The organism is Stenotrophomonas maltophilia group sp. Smal13 (assembly GCF_030236855.1).
Taxonomy (GTDB): domain Bacteria; phylum Pseudomonadota; class Gammaproteobacteria; order Xanthomonadales; family Xanthomonadaceae; genus Stenotrophomonas; species Stenotrophomonas maltophilia_A.
The window spans coordinates 48,482-65,891 of record NZ_JASJSQ010000002.1; the positions used below are offsets into that span (position 1 = coordinate 48,482).

Annotated in this window: 20 protein-coding genes; all 20 read right to left on the minus strand. The window is 64.0% G+C overall.

Going from position 1 to position 17,410, the window contains the following annotated elements:
- Positions 1 to 11 precede the first annotated feature (11 nt).
- The 20 genes from QRO95_RS01460 to QRO95_RS01555 all read right to left on the minus strand — a co-directional run bounded on the left by QRO95_RS01460 (position 12) and on the right by QRO95_RS01555 (position 17,360).
- On the minus strand, positions 12 to 656 hold the full coding sequence (locus QRO95_RS01460) for a hypothetical protein (RefSeq protein ID WP_003098888.1): 645 nt from the start codon (positions 654 to 656) through the stop codon (positions 12 to 14).
- On the minus strand, positions 653 to 1,252 hold the full coding sequence (locus tag QRO95_RS01465; protein WP_003098890.1) for a PilL N-terminal domain-containing protein: 600 nt from the start codon (positions 1,250 to 1,252) through the stop codon (positions 653 to 655). Before QRO95_RS01465 ends, QRO95_RS01460 begins: the two co-directional genes overlap by 4 nt.
- 138 nt (positions 1,253 to 1,390) lie before the next feature.
- The gene (locus tag QRO95_RS01470; protein ID WP_008268369.1) at positions 1,391 to 3,670 is read right to left on the minus strand and encodes a helicase-related protein; all 2,280 of its coding nucleotides are present in this window, start codon (positions 3,668 to 3,670) and stop codon (positions 1,391 to 1,393) included.
- 136 nt (positions 3,671 to 3,806) lie between these two features.
- Entirely contained in the window at positions 3,807 to 4,112 is a 306-nt protein-coding gene (locus QRO95_RS01475) for a hypothetical protein (RefSeq protein ID WP_235646609.1), read from the minus strand.
- 89 nt (positions 4,113 to 4,201) lie between these two features.
- A complete protein-coding gene (locus QRO95_RS01480) occupies positions 4,202 to 4,522 on the minus strand; it encodes a hypothetical protein (protein ID WP_003116818.1) in 321 nt (106 codons plus the stop codon).
- Between the two features lie 50 nt (positions 4,523 to 4,572).
- Positions 4,573 to 5,706, minus strand: coding sequence for a DUF6094 domain-containing protein (locus tag QRO95_RS01485; RefSeq protein ID WP_285301542.1), 1,134 nt, complete (start codon positions 5,704 to 5,706; stop codon positions 4,573 to 4,575).
- A gap of 40 nt (positions 5,707 to 5,746) precedes the next feature.
- Positions 5,747 to 6,397: a hypothetical protein gene (locus QRO95_RS01490; protein ID WP_008266552.1), complete on the minus strand. Its 651-nt coding sequence runs from the start codon at positions 6,395 to 6,397 to the stop codon at positions 5,747 to 5,749.
- Between the two features lie 104 nt (positions 6,398 to 6,501).
- On the minus strand, positions 6,502 to 6,843 hold the full coding sequence (locus QRO95_RS01495; RefSeq protein WP_006226014.1) for a hypothetical protein: 342 nt from the start codon (positions 6,841 to 6,843) through the stop codon (positions 6,502 to 6,504).
- A 102-nt stretch (positions 6,844 to 6,945) separates the two neighbouring features.
- The gene (locus QRO95_RS01500; protein WP_006226013.1) at positions 6,946 to 7,272 is read right to left on the minus strand and encodes a hypothetical protein; all 327 of its coding nucleotides are present in this window, start codon (positions 7,270 to 7,272) and stop codon (positions 6,946 to 6,948) included.
- Positions 7,273 to 7,366: 94 nt separating this feature from the next.
- On the minus strand, positions 7,367 to 8,056 hold the full coding sequence (locus QRO95_RS01505; protein WP_006226012.1) for a DUF3275 family protein: 690 nt from the start codon (positions 8,054 to 8,056) through the stop codon (positions 7,367 to 7,369).
- Positions 8,057 to 8,114: 58 nt separating this feature from the next.
- On the minus strand, positions 8,115 to 9,044 hold the full coding sequence (locus QRO95_RS01510; protein ID WP_006226011.1) for a DUF3577 domain-containing protein: 930 nt from the start codon (positions 9,042 to 9,044) through the stop codon (positions 8,115 to 8,117).
- 366 nt (positions 9,045 to 9,410) lie between these two features.
- On the minus strand, positions 9,411 to 9,764 hold the full coding sequence (locus QRO95_RS01515; protein ID WP_006226010.1) for a DUF3085 domain-containing protein: 354 nt from the start codon (positions 9,762 to 9,764) through the stop codon (positions 9,411 to 9,413).
- A gap of 141 nt (positions 9,765 to 9,905) precedes the next feature.
- A complete protein-coding gene (locus QRO95_RS01520; protein WP_006226009.1) occupies positions 9,906 to 10,718 on the minus strand; it encodes a hypothetical protein in 813 nt (270 codons plus the stop codon).
- A gap of 287 nt (positions 10,719 to 11,005) precedes the next feature.
- Positions 11,006 to 11,284, minus strand: coding sequence for a hypothetical protein (locus tag QRO95_RS01525; protein WP_003108989.1), 279 nt, complete (start codon positions 11,282 to 11,284; stop codon positions 11,006 to 11,008).
- A 96-nt stretch (positions 11,285 to 11,380) separates the two neighbouring features.
- Positions 11,381 to 12,118 (minus strand): hypothetical protein, encoded by a 738-nt coding sequence (locus QRO95_RS01530; RefSeq protein ID WP_003098947.1) that lies wholly within the window; start codon positions 12,116 to 12,118, stop codon positions 11,381 to 11,383.
- 213 nt (positions 12,119 to 12,331) lie between these two features.
- A complete protein-coding gene (locus QRO95_RS01535; protein WP_003098949.1) occupies positions 12,332 to 12,724 on the minus strand; it encodes a hypothetical protein in 393 nt (130 codons plus the stop codon).
- A 21-nt stretch (positions 12,725 to 12,745) separates the two neighbouring features.
- On the minus strand, positions 12,746 to 12,997 hold the full coding sequence (locus QRO95_RS01540; protein WP_005408894.1) for a hypothetical protein: 252 nt from the start codon (positions 12,995 to 12,997) through the stop codon (positions 12,746 to 12,748).
- Between the two features lie 298 nt (positions 12,998 to 13,295).
- Entirely contained in the window at positions 13,296 to 13,607 is a 312-nt protein-coding gene (locus QRO95_RS25350) for a hypothetical protein (protein WP_003108988.1), read from the minus strand.
- A gap of 336 nt (positions 13,608 to 13,943) precedes the next feature.
- Positions 13,944 to 14,444 (minus strand): signal peptidase II, encoded by a 501-nt coding sequence (gene lspA / locus QRO95_RS01550; RefSeq protein WP_003098955.1) that lies wholly within the window; start codon positions 14,442 to 14,444, stop codon positions 13,944 to 13,946.
- A gap of 3 nt (positions 14,445 to 14,447) precedes the next feature.
- Positions 14,448 to 17,360 (minus strand): heavy metal translocating P-type ATPase, encoded by a 2,913-nt coding sequence (locus tag QRO95_RS01555; protein WP_003098961.1) that lies wholly within the window; start codon positions 17,358 to 17,360, stop codon positions 14,448 to 14,450.
- Between the last annotated feature and the right edge of the window lie 50 nt (positions 17,361 to 17,410).

A 17,410-nucleotide genomic window follows, 5' to 3' on the forward strand; every position in this document is an offset into this window, starting at 1 on the left:
GGGTGCTCCGGTCAGGGAATCGCCACGCGGCGGGTCTGGTTGCCGGCCTGGAACACTGCGGTGTTGCCCTCGATCGCCTGCAGGCGCCACGGGCCGACCGCATCCCCGGGCAGCAGCACCTGAAGTTGGGCGGGCGTGAAGTCCCCGATGCTCGGCGCGACGGACACGCTGCGCTGGCCGGCGCGCAGTTCGGCGCCGACGACGCGGAATGGCAGCGGCGGCAGCTCGGTCTTGGAGGCGGCGGACGTGCGCGATGCGCGCCGCTGGGCGGGTGCGGTGGCACGCGCGGCGGCTTGGCGCGCCTTGATCTGCTCGACCTCCGCGCGCAGCGCCTGGAGGTCGTCGGCCGCTGCGTAGCCACTGAGAGATTTCTCGACCTGGGCCGCGCGTGCTTCCAGAATCTGGCGGGTGTCTTTGAGGTCAGCGTCCGTCGCGACGGCCGGGCGCTGCTGGATGGCCTCGATCGTCTCGGCCAAGCCAGTTGCCTGCGCTTCCAGGCGTTGCAGGCGGGAATCCAGCCGCTCCTGGTCGGCCTGGTCGCTGAGGGCCTGGTAGCCCAGGGCCGCCAAGACGCTGAGGAAGATCAACCAGAGCCACATCAGGCTCTGCACCACCACGGCGGCGGTCGATCGCTGGGCAGGTTGCGGGGCGTTCATGGCTGGCCTCCCGAAACCATGGGTGCCAGCGGGAACGTCTGCACCGCCTCGGTGGCGGGTGGCTCGGATGGGGACTCGGCGACCGCGCGATCGCCGGGCCGCTCGAAGCAGATTTGCCGTGCGCGGTCATCCGCGTGCAGTTCCCAGGCCGGGCCAGCCAGCGTGAGCAGCGCATCGCGCAAGGTCATGGGGCCGAGGTGCAGGTGTACCGCCGGCAACGGCAGCGCGTACAGCTCGATCACGGCATGCGCGGTCTGGCACAGGCCATAGCCGCTGCGTTTGAGCACGTGCCGAAGCCCATCCCCGACCGTGGCGCGGGCATCCTCGGGCATGGACACGTCGATGGTCTGCAACAACAGGTCGCGCTGCGCCGCCATGGGTGCCAGTTCGACCAGTGTGTAGCGGGCGTAGCGCACGACCGGGATGTACTCGGAAGCCTCGGGTTCAGGCGCGGCCAAGACTTCCGCGATGGTGTCGGGCGCGACCGGCGCAGTCGTCGTCGCGCAGCCACCGGCCAGCACCGACCACAGCAGGCCGAGAAATCCCGCCAGAAGGCGGCGTTCGGGATAGTGAAACCACGGTGGAGAGGGGCACATAGCTCGGCGTCCTGAAACATCCAGCCCTCACCATCGCCGCTCAGGCCGCGAGCGGCAGCAAACAATGCGAACCAGGCAGCGTCCGATTTACCGGGAGCGGCAAAAAAAACGGCCCCGAAGGGCCGTAAGTGGAACGTGTCATGCGGCGACAAGCTGCCGGGCCAGTGCGACCTCGACGGAATCACCGTCCTGGTTCAGGACATCGAGCCCGGATTCGGGCACGTCGCCCGAGGTGGACTGCGAGACCATGATCTTCTTGGCCATCAGCTCCAGGCAGGTCATCTGCGAGGAACCGGCGTAGCCGAGGTAGATCACACGCACGGGCTGCTTCTGCCCGATGCGCCAGGAGCGGCGTGCCGCCTGCTGGAGCGAATACACGTTGTAGCCACTCTGCATGAACACGATCGTCGGAAACTCCAGCAAGTCCAGCCCCGTCTTGACCAGCTCGGGATTGGTGACGAGCACGTCGATGCCACGGTCCAGTTGCTCGGCGATCCAGTCTTCTCGGCGGCTGGCATCCACGCTTGCGCGCAGCACTGCCACCTTGAAGCCTTCCTGCTCCAGCAGCCCCTTCAGACGCGACGTGGTGTCTCGCGTGCCGGTATAGACCGTGTAGGCCAGAACCTTGCGGCCCTGTTCCTTCTCCGCTTTGCAGATCTCGATCAGCTCACGCTCCTTGGGGCTGATCTCGAACTCATTGAACTGAGCCGGGACAAACGCCAAGGTGTTGCGCGTGCGCGGATGCACCACGGTCTCCGACCGGAAGCAGCAATCCGGCCAGGCCAGCAGCACGTTGAGCACCACCCCCAGCAAGGTCGTATCGCGTCGCGCCAGAGCCTGTTTCAGTTCTGCGGTCAGCCGACCCGCCAGATCGCGGTAGGCCGCAGCTTGCGCCACGTCCATCTGGACTTCACGAAACTCCTCGTCATACGGCGGCAGGACGTTGCCACCGATGTCCTTGAGCTTGAGGAAAATCGTAAACGGCAGGATGCAGCGCAAGACGCCTTTCGGGCCGAAGCCGGGAGCCTTGACCGTGCGCACCGATACCTTGGTGCCCTTGGCTGTCTTGTGCGCCGTGCCGGCGCTCTCGGAGTAGATGTCCTTGAGGACGCCGTGATCGCGCATGAATGCCATCGCAGCCGAGGTCATGCTGCCGCTCGTGGTCGGGCGGTAGCCGTCTTCGATCATCCGTCCGGGCAGTGCCCGGAACAGCAGGTAGAACAGATCATCGCCGTAGCCGCCCATCAGCGTGCCGGTCAGCAGCAAGGTCTTGCGAGCCTTCGCCGCCAGCACGCCCATGGCCTGGCCCTGGGCACTGCCACCGTTCTTGTACTCGTGCGCCTCGTCGGCGATGAGCAGGTCGAACGTGCCTTGCGGTAGGTAGCGTTTGATGAACTCGGACGGTTGGTAGCCGCCTTCGCCAAAGCCAAACTCCATGTTGGCCATCGCACGTTCCATGCGCGTGGCCTGACGGTCGGAAAACACCAGCTCGCCGTTGCCATCCATGAGGTTGATGAACTCATGGATGTTGTCGCCCAGCATCGAGGCCAGGAAGCCGTCACCGAACTTCTGCATCAGCTTCTGTGCGGTGACTTCCCCGATGGTCGGTATGCGCTTCAAGGCTTTGAGGACGACCGAGGACTGGTCGCTGCCGGACAGGCTACGCGGGCGGATCAGCGTCCACAGGGGCGCGGCGCAGTGGCTGCACTTCCTGCGGGACTCCTCGGCTTCGAGCGCGACCGGGTTGACCGGCTCGCCGTCGAGGTCGGTGATGAGTGTGCCGCAGTCCGGGCAGGCTGCCACGTCGCCGTGGCGGGTGCGCCGCTGGGTGAAGACCGGCTTCCAGTGGAACCCCATCCGCATCCTGACGCGCCCCAGGATGAAAAACTCCTGGCCCGTGGGCTGCACGCCCAACTGCTCACGCAGCTTGAGGAGCTTGACGAGCGTATCCGGCCCATTGAGCACCCATACCTTGGCGCCGGCCACCGTCTCCTGGATCTCCCGCCGCCACTTGTAAACCAAGTGCGGTGGCGACAGGACCAGAGTGCGGCGGTAGCCTTCGGCGTTGAGCACGGCGGCCGTGGCGATGCCGACGGTCGTCTTGCCGCAGCCCATTTCGCCATTGACGATCGCAGCGCGTTCGCCTTGATCGACCAGCAGCTCGGCTGCGGCATGGACGACTTCGGCCTGGGCCGGGAACAGCTTGCGTTTGAGGCTGGCGACGATGAGCTGCCGGTGCGCCTGCGGTTGGCCGGTATAGACAGGCGGGTTGGCGCTGTTGAGGGCGTCGAGCAGTTCGTCGCCGAACTCGCCGACGAAATCCTGAAGGCTCAGGGTCAGAGGGGATGATTCCGCGTCGAGCAGTTCGCCCTGTACGGGCGCGGCGTCAGCGGCAGTGGTTTCGAGATCGAAGGACATTGTGATGCTCCAATGAAAAATGGGGCATGCACCACCCCCAGCGGGGCAATGGCATGCCCCGTGGTGGGAAGGAAATCGGCGCGCGGCCGAAGGTGGTTGAAGATGCTGGCCTGAGTGGCCTGCGGGTGAACCGTGCTCAGTCTTCGGACGGCAGCACGATGGCAGTGACGCTGCGCCCCGCATCGGTGATGATGCGAATGGCGAGCCCCGGATGGATCACGTAGTGCGATTCCAGCGACGCGCCCGATTGAAGCGCGCTGCTGTTCGTCTGCCATTGCTGGATGTTGACGTCGCCCCAGTCGCCACGGGTGTGGCGCCTGAAGTACGGGATCGGGTCCAGGCGACCCGCGCGGACCAGGCGGTCTACACCTCTGCTGAAGATGAGCGCCCCGATGGGGAACGCCAGCCGCTGGCAGTAGGTTTCGATGCGATGCGATGCCATGGGCTCCTCCTTGATGAGTCATTGAGCCACGACACCCCTGCCGGAGTGAAGTGGCTCCGTCAGGTGGATGAGGATGACGATGTGGGGCCTCAGATCAGGTCCCGCTCTTCGGGAAGCTGGACCACCGTGGTCTGGTGGTCCTCGCTGGTCTTGACGATCAGCGCCAGGTCCGGCGTGATCCTGAACTGCGAGATCATTAGGTTGTCCTGTTGGATCGCCACGTCGTTGGCTTGGCGTGTGGCCTCATCGATCTCGCCCCAGTCCCCGCGCACATGGCGCTGGACATAGGCCAAGGGGTCGATCAGGCCTCGCCGGGCCAGCCAATGCACCTTCTCGCTCAACTTCAACGTACTCGGTGCGAACAACGGTTGCTTGTGCGGCGCAGGCCGCTTGAACGGATTGGGGATCATGGTGTTTCTCCTTCGAGTTGGTACAGCAGGACGGCAGCGCGTCCGGTGGATCAGCGAATGGTCAACACCTCGCCCCGTGTCGCGGAGCCAGGTGTCATGTCCCACGCGCGGATGACGGGAACGAACTTGTCGGTGAGGATGCGGGTCTCGGCGATGGAGCCGTCTTCGCGTTCGGTGAACTCCCGCTGGAGCGTCTTGTCCTTGTGGGTGTCACCTTTGACGACGAGCACGCGCCCGGTCTTGGAGCGCACAACCCCCGAGATCGCACCCGCGGCCAGAGCCAGGGCGAGATGCCAGCGGGACAAGGCCCGCGCCGGTGGACGCAGCGATTGCTGCGCAGCCCCCAGGTGCGTGTCCTGCGATGGCCACAAGCCTTGCAGCCTGCCAACCTCATCGGCGAACTGCTCGGGCTCCATCGTCACGCGGAAGAAATGCTCTGGCTCGGCCGGGCTGGCGGGGACGATGTACGGCAGGAACGGCCACTCGCTCGGCAGTTCCTCGGCTTCGACTTCGCCTTGCCCTACCTGCAACAGCAGATTGCGCACGGCCTTGACGCCATCGGGCACCTGCTCGCGCTGGCGCACCCGGCGTCCGAAGATCACCACCTGCTTGAACTGCGTTTCCACCGCTCGGTAGATACGCAGATCGGTGTAGTGGCGCGTCAACCAGCCGACCAGCTCCGCGTCGAGCACGTAGCCGGGGACGATGAAGACCAGCACGCCGCTGTATTGCAACAGCGACAGCGAACGCTGATAGAACAGCTTTTCGAGGCGGGCACGGCCCTGGCCCTGATAGCCGATGTTGCCGTTGACGTCCTTGGACAGGTCGCCATACGGTGGATTCAGCCACAGTAGTCCGAAGGACTGCTTGGAGATCATCGTGTCCATCAGGTCCGCGTGCAGGCAGTGATCGACCAGGCCGCGGGCATGGCGCGCCCGCTCGGCGTCGAATTCGACGGCGAACGCCTTGGCCTGTTCGCGCCCGAGGGCATGAGAGGCTTCGGCGATTGCCACGCCTTCACCGGCGCAGGGATCGAGGATGCACATCGGCCCGTCGCTGGGCATCAGTGCGTTGAGGGCTCTTTCGAGCGTGGGTTCGTCGGTCGGGTAGTACCCATTTTTGGCGAAATTGCGGGCGAGCCGCGGGAACATGAGAGCCATGGAAGTCTCCTGGTTGGCGGGGATGAATGACGGAAGCACGCCAAGGCGTGCCTCCGAGGGTGGGTCAAGCCGCCACCGCTTCCGGCGTCCAAATCTTGGCCGGATAGGGATAGGCGGTGAGCGCGTCACTGCGGATCAGGGAGCCCAGCGCCAAGCTCAGCGCCGGCACGTCGATGGCGAGCCGATGGCCTTCCAGCGGCCCGAGGGCGGACGGAAGGCGGGCCAGCATCTCGCGGCTTTGCAGCAGTTCCAGCACGGTCTCGCGCCAGTGGTCGAGCAGCGGCAACGGGCAGGTGTCCCGCACCAGCATCCACAGGCGGTCAAGCCGGTGGGCGCTGTCACGTGGCAGCAGTGCCAATGCGCTGGCGTTGGCCTTGTCGGGCTTGACGCAGCGCCGGTCGAACAGCCACACGTTGGACAGCGAACCGAACAGCGTTCGCCGGTAGGCGCGCGTGATGCGCTTTTCCAGGCGATCGACGTTGCCGATGAATACCGGGACGCTGCCGCCCTGGTCGGTGATGACGTGGAACTGGTCCAGTCCCTGCTCGTCGCGCCCGAGGGTCAGGCGTGCAAGGAACTGCTGGACGGCGGTGTCGCGCGCCCAGATGGACAGGAAGATCAGGTTGCCCTGGTCATCGCCGACGCAAGCGTCGGCCATAACGTCCGGGCATTCGTCGATGTGGAACAGCGTGGTGGATGAAGTGTGTGCGTGCATGGTGGTGTCCTCGATGAAATGAGGGGCAGCACCGCCCGCAGGGGCAGCGAATGCCCCGTTAGGGATGAAGGAATGCGGATAAGGTGTTCGATCCGCTTGGGCGTTCAGAACGTCTGTTCGGTGAACGAGCCGTCGGCCTGATGCTTGACTACACGGTTGCCAACGTTGCCCTCGCAGTCCTGTTGGACTTCGGTGAACATGCTTTCGGGCACGTCGATGTGGAAATGGCGCAGGACCACTCGGTAGTAGTCCAGGTAGTGGTTGAACGGGTCGCTCTCGTGCAGGTTGCTGTACAAGAAGTCGTCGCTCTCGACCTTCGCGGTATCGTCGATCAGCTCGGCCGGCTTTTCGATGAATAGGAAGAAGTAATTTGCCGGCCGGTCCCAGCCCAGTACGACGGTGATGGGAAAGCCCTTGTGAACGGTGTCGAAGTAGTGCCGACTCATGGTGATGTCCTCGGTGAATCGGAAACAGCACCGCCCCTGAGGCAGGTGCTGCCCCAAGGGGTGGAGAAAAGCCGCGCAAGCGGCGATGACGTGTGCCGGACCTCAATAGTCCGAATCGCAACCGGACGGGCAATAACCCAGTTCGATTCCGTGCGAGCAGTAGCCGTTTTCGGCGTTCCAGTCCTGGGTTTCCTGCCTTTCGGCCGGTGTGGCGTAGCCCCATTCCTGTGCGATCTGCAGCGCCTGTGCGCGTTGCTCTTCCGGCAATCGACTGGCTTGCGCGTCGATCTCCGAACTGAAAAGCGTGACCCAGTGGTCCCAGGACAGGCCACAACCACGCTGGGCGTGCTCGGCGGCTGTCTTGCAAACAGCTCGCCACGCGGGTTCACCCAGCGAAGAACGGGGTGTATCGCAATCGATGGTGGACATGATGGAGACCTCCAGAAGAAAGCCGGGGGCCTCCCCGCATAGGGAAAGAGCCCCGGCGGGTGGATGAAGAACACCGCGCATGCGGTGTCTGCGATCACGCAGGTTGCAGTTCGGCCTGGCGGCTCCACTCCTGCGTTTTGAAGTCCAGCGCGTAGCCCAGATCGCCCAGGCGGGCGATCTGCGCGCGCAGGGCGCGGCGGTCGATGGTCGAATCCAATTTCACGGAATCGCCCAGCGGCCAGAGCAAGCCGAACAAAGCAACGTCGCCCTCTTCGGTGCTGCCAGGGGCAGCCGCCGCAGCGGGCGTCGGTGCATCCACACCGAAGGGCGTGGTATCGACCAGCGGGTCCGCCGAGGCCTGCACGGGTGCGGGCTTGGCGGGTCTGGAGGCCTTGGCGGGCTTGGCCGGCGTTTCCGCAGGCTGCGTCCCCAGCTCTTCATCGAGTGGATCGACTTCCTGGGTGGCGAAGCTGCGGGCCTCATCACGACTCAGTTTGTCGATGCCGTTGAGCGTCATGCCGTCGAGGTTTGCGCGCACTTCAAACCGCGCGCCGCCCGCGACCGGATAGGACTTCGCGAAGATGTAGCGAATGACGAAATCCCCGTCGTACTTTCCTTCGGGGTACTGCTCCAACTCCGCGTCTTTAACCGCGAACTCGCCGATGGGGGTAGAAAGGCGCCCAACCGTGAACGGGCCGTTCTTGCCCCGGATGGTCCGCAACGTGAGCTGGCCCGGGACGACGATGGGTAGGGCTGATCTCGTAGGTGCCGATGTGGCTGCCATGATGGTTCTCCTTGGACGAATAGGAAAAAGGCAAGGCCCCGTGAGGGGCCGTGCCGGATCAGAACGAAGCAGCCAATGCCGGCTCCTGCTCCTCGACTGCACATTCGGGCTCGCGCTCGGCGGGCTCGGCAGATTGGTAGGAAACGGCGTCGGCGGCAGTGTCGATGGCGTTGGCGGCTTCGGACGCGGGTGCGTCCTCCGCTGGCGCTGCCTCGGCATGCGCCTGGCTCGTCGGATAGACCTGGGTGCCGTCGATCTTGATCAGACCGATGTGGACCAGCGTCGATTCCAGGCTTGCGGCCGGTTCCCCAGCGTGCTCGCCCTTGGTGCGGATGTACGGATCGATCTTCATGTCGTTCAGACGAAAGGCGATCAGCACCTTGCGATCCCCTTCGATGGCCTGCACGCATCGGCGAACCAGATGCTCGGCTTCAGGGGTGGCGACGATCGTGTCGAAGTACCGATATTCCGGTTCATCGACAGGTCCGGCCAGCGCGGCGATGGAGCACGACAGGAACGGGTCACCATCCTTGGGGGTGACGTCCTTCGGACGGTTGAGGTAGCCGATGCCACGGGTGATCAACTCGTGCTGCTCGATCGAAGCCAGTTCGGCCCGCTCGATCAGCTCGGCCTTGAGCAGTCGCGCCTTGAGGGATGCGGCGGCCTGGCCTTTCTGTTCGCCCTTGTCGCGGATGTAGGCATCGCCCCAGAGGTCGCCGAGGCGAAAGCGCACCAGCGGTCGCTGCTTGGAATCGTCAACGCCGATGTAGCGCTGAACGAGCTTCTTGGCCTCGGCACCCGAGACCTTGACGTCGAAGTAGCGGTAGCTCGGGTCCCTGGCGGGGCCGACCAGCGCGGCGATGGTGCAGGCCAGGAAGGGCTGCGCACGGCGGCCGCCCCTGACGGGCACCTCACGGACACGCTGGAGGTAGCCGATGCCCGAGGTGTGGAGGTCGAAATACGATTTCTCGTTGGAAGTGGTGTTCATGGTGAATCTCCATAGGGAAAAGCGGAGACACACCGAGCCCACGCATGCGGGGAAAGGTGCGTAACCCCGCGGTGGGTTGATAAGGCGAAAGCATCCGCCACCAGGGACTGGTGGCCGCTCGCGGATGGATGCGGTGCGAGCTGGCTCGGTCACGCAGTGGAAACTGCGCCGCAACCTCGAGGACCGATGGTTGCCTGGCATGTCGCTGACAGCGTCAGCAGGCATGGGGTCAGCATGGCCGGGCCTCGCGCGCGCGACAGCAATCAATTGGCACCCGCGCGTTTCCCTTTGTCCACGCAGCCCGGCTCAGCGCAAAAGAAAGCCCCCGGTGTGGGGGGCTGCGAGAGTCGAGTGGCGGTTGCCGCGCTATGCGGGAGGCACCACCTCCAGCGACAGATGTGTGGCGGTGGCCGACAGCATCAGGTCGTCTTCGGTGTGCAGGATGCGCGTGAATACGCCGTCCTTCGGGTCGAAGTACTCCCCGAAGTCGTCGCCGCCCAGTTCGGCGCGCGCCAGTTCCCACCAGTCGTCGAACGGGTCGGTATCCGGGTTGCAGCCGACGGCATAGGCCAGCAGCTTCACACGCCCATCCGGGCGGCGCTCTCCCTGCTCGGCGAGGAAGTACACGCCCTGGTCCTTGACCAGGATGACGCGGCATTGGCTGGCGATGGCCTCGGTCAGCACGGGGCGCAGGTCGGAGCCTTTGAATCGCAGTGACATGGTTGAAATCTCCTATGTGGAATAGAGAAAAGGCCCTCCATCCGCATGGATGGAGGGCCTGTGGGCACATGGCCCATGGGCGAAACTTCGTGGCGGGACCCACGGGTCAGCCGTAGAACCGGCAGGATTCAGTTTCCGGCGTCATGCCGGCACCGCCTGGCGCTGCCGGGTAGCCTTGGCGTCGATCACGCTCACATCGATCAGGCGCCAACGTCCGTCGTCGATGAGTCGCTCCAGCACTTCGCCGAGCATGTCGAAATACACCTCGTCATGCCGATCGACCAATTCGCCGTCGCGATGCAGCTCCACCACGTAGGTGTCGCCGCCTCGGTCGTACAGCACCGTCACCCGGCCCTCGAACTTCGCGGTCGAGACCGTGAAGCTGATCGCCGGAGGCGTCTCGATGATCTTGGACGGCGTCGGATCGACCCAGGTGAAATCCCGGGCACCCGCATCGACCAGCATGTGGGTGATGCGCCGGAAGCCATCGGGCGCCGGCATTTCCTCCAACTGCTGGATGAGCTGACCCAGCTCCATGCACTGCGGCTCGGGAATGGGCAGCTTGGCCGGCGCGGAGCCGAGGATGTGCGTCTTGACGGTGTAGGGAATGCCGTCGGACGTCATCTCGGTGCGCTCTTCCGGCGTGTCCGCCCGCAGCCCATCGAAACGGCGCCGTGCGTAGGGTTGGACATGCACCTTGGCGCCTTCGTCGGGGACGGTGGTCACCAGCTTGGAATCGAGCACAGCGAACTCGCTCGGCTTGAGCTTGACGACGATGGCATCGTCGGTGATGGCGACTACCTTCCCGTCGAAGGGCTGGGGGTCGACGGCGAAGCCCAATGTCGAAGATTGCGGCTGATCGTCGAACACGCGGTACTTGAACGACCGCACGTTGCGGGGCACGTGGCCTGCGACTAGCGAAGGCATCATGGATTTGATGAGGGAACGGTCCATGGGAATCTCCTTGAGGAAGAAACAAGGGATTCCCCGCCCGCAAGGGAGAGGTCCCTTGTGGGTGGTGTGGATGGACGCGGTACGTCCGTGGAAAACATCGACCAGCACGGCTTCCCGTGCTTGCAGCCTTGAAGGTCTTGGCTGCCTGGGCATGTGTCGGCAACGCCGACGAACATGGGGCAAGAATGGCCCGGGAGTAAGCGGCCCGCTTGCAGGAAACGGCACCCCATCGCACCCGCTTTCCAGCGCTGCGGGCGAGAAAAAGCCCCTCGAAAGGGGCTTGGGGGTCAGGCTTCGTACACGAAGTAGTGTTCTCGCTGACGCGGGAAGAACACGTGCTTCCACGTGTCGCCGCTTGTGTTGCCACCGTCGAATACGACCATTTCGTAGTCGTCAATGTCGGTGTCCACCAGATCGGCGCTGTCGATATGGCGCATGTGCAGCGTACCGCTCATGCGCTCGAACACCAGGATCTGGCCGATGGCGTCGTCCTGGCTCATGGCGTTGACGCAGGCTCCAAGCTGATTCTCGAAGTCGGGCGTGGGCAAGATGAGATCGGGGAACATGAGATTGCTCCTATGGAATTGAACCAGCCCGGCTCCTGGTGGGAGGCGGGCTGGCATATGGGGGATAAAGGGGAAGGCTTGCGCGTCGCGTGTCTGCTAGGTCTCGGCCAGTGGCAAGCCCAGTAGCGCGGGTGCGTCGGCATCGAGGATGAGGATGCGCACATCTGCCTGGCCGGCCAGTTCAAGGATGTTCGCCAGGTCGTCAGGCATGCCCTTGTCGCGGTGCTCCTGTCGAAGCTGCTCAGCACTGATGCCCTCGGCATATTCCAGGTTCTTGTCTGTCCAGGGCGTGGAGATCAGCTTGACGCCAATCGCCGGGCTGTACGGAACCCGAAAGGCGATGAACAGAAAAGCCTCCGGCGTGGCGAGGTCTGCCAGGTTGGCGAGGTACTGGCCGGTTTCCTGGCAGATGTGCGCGCTGCTGACTTCCCAGCACCGGCTGTAATAGCCGGTCTCGAAACTCAACCGCTGCACCACGTCTCGCGCGGCTTCGGCCGAATAGGTATCACCGACATGGACCGGGCGGCCGTCGAGGTCGTCGCCATGGATGGCATAGACCACGGCGCCCACCACGCCTTCGCCGTTGATGCCTTCAACAGCATCACATTCAGCAATCAGCTCGTCGCTGATGGCGTCAGTGCCGCTTTTGATCAACGCGAAGTCGCTGGTGACGATGCAAGGCGATGAGATCAGGTCGTTGTCGGAAAGATGCGCTTGGCTCGTGTGGATGGATCGCCAGACATGCGGGCTTCCGTCCCCGTAGCAGATGCACAGCGTTCGGACGACTCTCAGATTCCAGTAGCCGCGTACAAAGGGATTGGGATTCTGGGTCATGGAATTTCTCCAGATTGAATAATGGAGCCAATTCCCGCCACCGGGAATTGAACCCCGGTGGGTTGAAAGTGGAAAAAGCGTCAGGCGGCACTGATCGAGGGCTTTGGGCCAATCGGCGCAGGCTGACGGAAGAAAAATCGAGGGACATGGCCGCGTGGACGCATGTCCCTCATGGGCAGTGAACAAAAAGACGGTGGTATGCCGCAGACCGGCTCACCAACCGCTGTAGTTCACCAACAGATCGGCGATGACCTTGCGGCGTTGCAGATCGAGACCATCGAAGTCCGACAGTCCTTGGAAGTGGCAGCGCTTGAGCATGGCACCGCCCTCGCGCGCGTTGTAGAAGCTGAACATGGCGGACAGGAACATGCGTTCCCCGCTGCTCAGGACGCCGAGTGCGTCGTTGGCACGCAGCATGTCGGGACGCAGATCCCACTTGCTCTTTGCCTGGTTCAGGCCTTCGCGCGTGCCGTCGCCAAACCATTGCGGGCCTGCGATCTCGACGCCGCGCTTCCAGACCTCGAAGAAGGCTTGGGGCGCGGCGGCGAAATGCTGCTCTTCCCGCATGATCTGATCGACGACTTCCTGGGGCAAAAGCTGGTTCATGACGTGGTTCCTCCAGTTGGATCAGGGTGTGGCGAGCTGGGACCCGCCGCCTCTTTCGAGGGCACGTTGAGCCGCGGCATAGCTGCGGAAGTACTGGCAGGATTCCCGCGAAACGGGACCTTCTGTATCGCGCGTGCCGATGTAGTGGCCGGCGGCGCTATGCAGGATTTCGAGCGGCAGGAACTTGCCGCAATGGATCAAGGCCAACTGGCCGAAAGAGGCTTGCTGGGACGTGGACGGGCTCCTTGGAAAAAGCGGGGCCTCGTCCCTCACGGGATGGCAGCTCCCGCACGCGGTTGAGAAAAAAGCATCGGCGTCACGGGTGACGCGCGTCCGCAGACTCGATGCGATGGCGGACTGGCGGGTAGCGCGGAAAGAATCCGCGGCAGCCTGGAAACTCTGGCTGCTGGCATGGTGCTGACGAATCAGCGACACATGCGGGCAGCTTCATGCGCGAGGCGAGCCGCGTCAGCCGGAAATCGGCATTTGCAACAGCCCCGATTGGCGAACGCGGAAAAAAGAAAGCCCCGCAATAAGTGCGGGGCTGTCAGGAGGATGAGGCGAAACTGGGTCAGCGAGGCCTGTCGCCCAGTACATGCTGCTTCCACAGGGCGAATGCCTCGTCCGGTCCCAGCTCTGCGAGGATGACGATGGGCTGGCCCCGACGGGCACGCAGCGATGCGAAATACGCTGGCCGGTCGGCGATGGCGTTGAGCTTGATGCCCTTTAGGAACAGCAACTGGCGGGGGCGAACTTTGGTGGTAACGCAGGCATGATTGCGCTTGTTTGGGGCAAAAGGGCCAGCGAAGCGGGCGGACACGGCCAGAAAACCGCGACGAACTACTTGTACTTGCCAGGCGAGGCGAACGGGTGACATCAGCATATCGCTATGCGGTAAAGAAGACCGTCCTAAAGCTTGCAGGATCCCGGCATAGCTTCATCATCACCTCTCCGTGACGGCTCATTGGAACGAAAAATGCCAGCATCGCCGTGATGGACTTTCATAATTGCCAGGTCAACTGGCTTGCGTGCTGTTTATTCACAGCAAGGCATTGCGACGTCGTTGCAGCAATCGCCGCCATCGCAACAGGGCGTTGCAGCAAAAGCGGCGGTGGGCGCTAGCATGAGGGCCAAGCCGCGGCCGCTCATGCTGGGGGCCGTTCTCTTCAGATTGGTGTCCTGCACCGTGTGCATTGCGAATTTCCGGATCGTCCCAATGTCACTGGGACTCCTTTGTGGCGGCCGGGTTCTCCACGCTCATGAACGACTGGGCCACCAGCGCGATCGCCCCGCCCACGATGGCCATGTCAGCGATGTTGAAGGCGGGCCAGTGCCAGCCGTGCAGGTGAAAGTCGATGTAGTCGATAACGTGCCCGCGCGTGGCGCGGTCGAACGCGTTGCCCAATGCGCCGCCCAGAATGAGGCTGTACGAAAGGCCTTCCGTTTTGCGCAGCGGCCGGGAGAGCAGCCATGCGAGCCATGCCGATATTGCGAACGCGATCGCCAGAAAAAACCACCGCTGCCAGCCGCCCGCGCCAGCAAGGAAGCTGAACGCCGCGCCGGGATTGAGAGCGTGAACTAGGTTGAAGAATGACGCCACCTCGTGCGACCAACCCAAGGGAGTTGTCGCGTCAATGTAGCTCTTAGCTGCCTGATCGCCGGCGAATATAACGATCGCGAGTGAGTACCACTGCGTCTTGCGAAGAGATGGTTCATCCATTGTTCATGCCGCCTTGAACTTCAGGAGGCGCAGCCCATTGACGACAACCAAAAGACTTGCCCCCATGTCAGCGAACACAGCCATCCACATGGTGGCATGCCCTGTGAACGTCAACGCAAGGAACACCGCCTTGATGCCAAGGGCCAGAACGATGTTCTGCGTGAGGATCGCCGCAGTGCTACGCGACAGCCGGATGAAGGCGGGGATCTTGCGCAGGTCGTCGTCCATCAGGGCGACGTCGGCTGTTTCGATCGCGGTGTCGGTGCCGGCCGCGCCCATGGCGAAGCCGATGTCGGCACGGGCGAGCGCGGGCGAATCGTTGATGCCGTCGCCCACCATGCCCACCTGGCCCTCGCCGCCGACCAGGCTTTCGATGGTCTTGAGCTTGTCTTCGGGCAGTTGGTCACCACGGGCTTCAGAGATTCCGACCTGGGCAGCGATGGCCGCGGCCGTGTGCTGGTTGTCCCCCGTCAGCATCAGCGTGCGCACACCCAGCGCCTGCAGGTCGGCCACCGCCTCACGGCTGGTTTCCTTCACGGTGTCGGCCACTGCAAAAATGCCGAGCACGGTCGCATCGTCCATCAGCAGGATCGCTGTCTTGCCTTGGCGCTCCAGGGTCTCCAGCCGAGCCTGGAGCGTCGCTTCGCTCAGGCCCAGCTCCTGGGCGAGCCTGTGGTTGCCCATGTGCAACATGCGCCCGGCGACGCGGCCGCGCACGCCGCGGCCAGGCAGCGCCGCGAAGTCGTCGACCTCGTGCAGCGCGATGCCGTCACGGTTCGCCTTGCGGGCGATGGCCTGAGACACAGGATGGTCCGAGCGTGCCGCGAGGCTTGCGGCCCAGGCGGCAACTTCCTGCGCCTCGCCGATCAGCGGCACGAAGTCGGTCTGCTCGGGCTTGCCATGTGTGAGTGTGCCGGTCTTGTCCAGGGCCAACGCCTTGAGCTTGCGCCCGCCCTCCAGGTAGACGCCACCCTTGATCAGGATGCCGCGTCGGGCGGCAGCGGCCAAGCCGCTGACGATGGTGACCGGCGTGGAGATGACCAGAGCGCAGGGGCAGGCGATCACCAGCAGTACCAGGGCCTTGTAGACCCAGTCAAACCATGCGCCGCCGAAGGCGAGCGGCGGCACGACGGCAACCAGCACGGACACCGCGAACACCGCCGGCGTGTAGACGCGGGCGAACTGGTCGACGAAGCGCTGCGTGGGCGCACGGCTGCCCTGCGCGGACTCCACGGCATGGATGATGCGCGCGAGCGTCGAGTCGCTGGCGCCTGCGGTCACCTTGTATTCGAAAGAGCCGGTCTCATTGATGGTTCCGGCGAAGACCTGGTCACCTTCGGCCTTCTCGACGGGCAGGCTCTCGCCGGTGATGGGCGCCTGGTTGATGGCCGATCGACCCGAGGTGATCAGGCCGTCCAGTGCGATGCGCTCGCCAGGACGCACGCGGACCACCGCGCCCTTTGCGACCTCCTTGGCCGGCAGCTCTGTCCATGAGCCATCGGCCTGCCGCACGGTCGCGGTCTCGGGCGCCAAGTCCATCAGCCCCCGAATGGCGTTGCGGGCGCGGTCCAGCGACTTCGCCTCGATCACTTCCGCCAACGCGAACAGGAACATGACCATGGCGGCCTCCGGCCAGTGGCCGATCGCCATGCCGCCGGTGACCGCGATGGCCATCAGGGCGTTCATGTTCAGGTTGAGGTTCTTCAGCGCGATCCAGCCCTTCTTGTAGGTGCTGAGGCCGCCGGTGAAGATCGAAACCAGTGCCAGCACGATCACGGCCCAATGATTGCCGTCGTTGACCCAGTACACGCCTTCGGCGGCCACCGCCGCAACGCCCGAAACCGCCATCGGCCACCAATTGGTCTTGTGCGCGGCCACCGGGGCATCGCGCGGCTCATCAGTCCTCTGGACCTCGGCTTCCATGCCCAGCGATTCGATGGCTTCGACTGCCGGCTTGATCGCGTCGGGTGTGTGCCGAACCGTGAGCGTGCGCTGCATCAGGTTGAAATCCATTCCCTGCACGCCCGGCATGCCTTGCAGCTTGCCGCGGATCAGACTTTCCTCGGTCGGACAGTCCATCTTCGCGATGCGAAGTACCGTGGTGGCTGTCTGCATGTCCTGCCGCGCAGCCTGCATTCCAATGGAAGCAAGCGCCTTCTCGATCGGCGCTGAGGTCGCCAGCGTGTGCTGGACTCCCAGCACACGCTGCATCAGATTGAAGTCGAGCGCGGTCACACCCGGCAGCTTGCCCAGCCGGTCGCGGATCAGCGCTTCTTCCGTCGGGCAATCCATGTTCTCGATCCGGTACGTCACCCGCTCGCCGATCGGCGGCGCGGAAACGGCAGCGGTTGGTTGCTGCTGCAGGGCCGAGGATGGGATCACAGCCGCGGCTTCGATCGGCCCCGTGTGGCCGAAGGTCTGCTCCTTGGCGCGCATGCCGATCGAGGCCAGGACCTGCTCCATCTGCGCGCGTGCCTGAGCGAGGTGTTTCACCGACAGGGTGCGCTCAGCGAGGTCGAAGTCGAGGTCCTGAATTCCCTCGACTGCCCCGAGGTGCGAGCGGATGAGTTTCTCCTCGCTCGGGCAGTCCATGTTCTCGATGCGGTAGGTGGTCGACACGGCGGCGTCTCGGACAGCCTGAGCCTTCATGCCCACCGAATTCAGCGCTTGCTCCAAGGCATCGGCCGAGACTTCGCGGTGCGAAATGGTCAACAAACGCTGCGGAAGATCGAACAGGAGCCGCTCGACACCGGGCATGCCCTCCAGCGTTCGCCGCACCAGTGCTTCCTCATTGCGGCAATCCATGTTGCTCACGTGGAAAACGGTGGTTTCAGTGCTGGCCTGCTCACTGGCGCACGCCGTCTGTTGGCCATTGCCGCCGGAGCAGGCGCATGGGCTGGAAGGTTCTTTGTTCATAGATCGCTCTTCATTGACAAGGTTTTCCCCGGATGCCATCATTAGAAAAC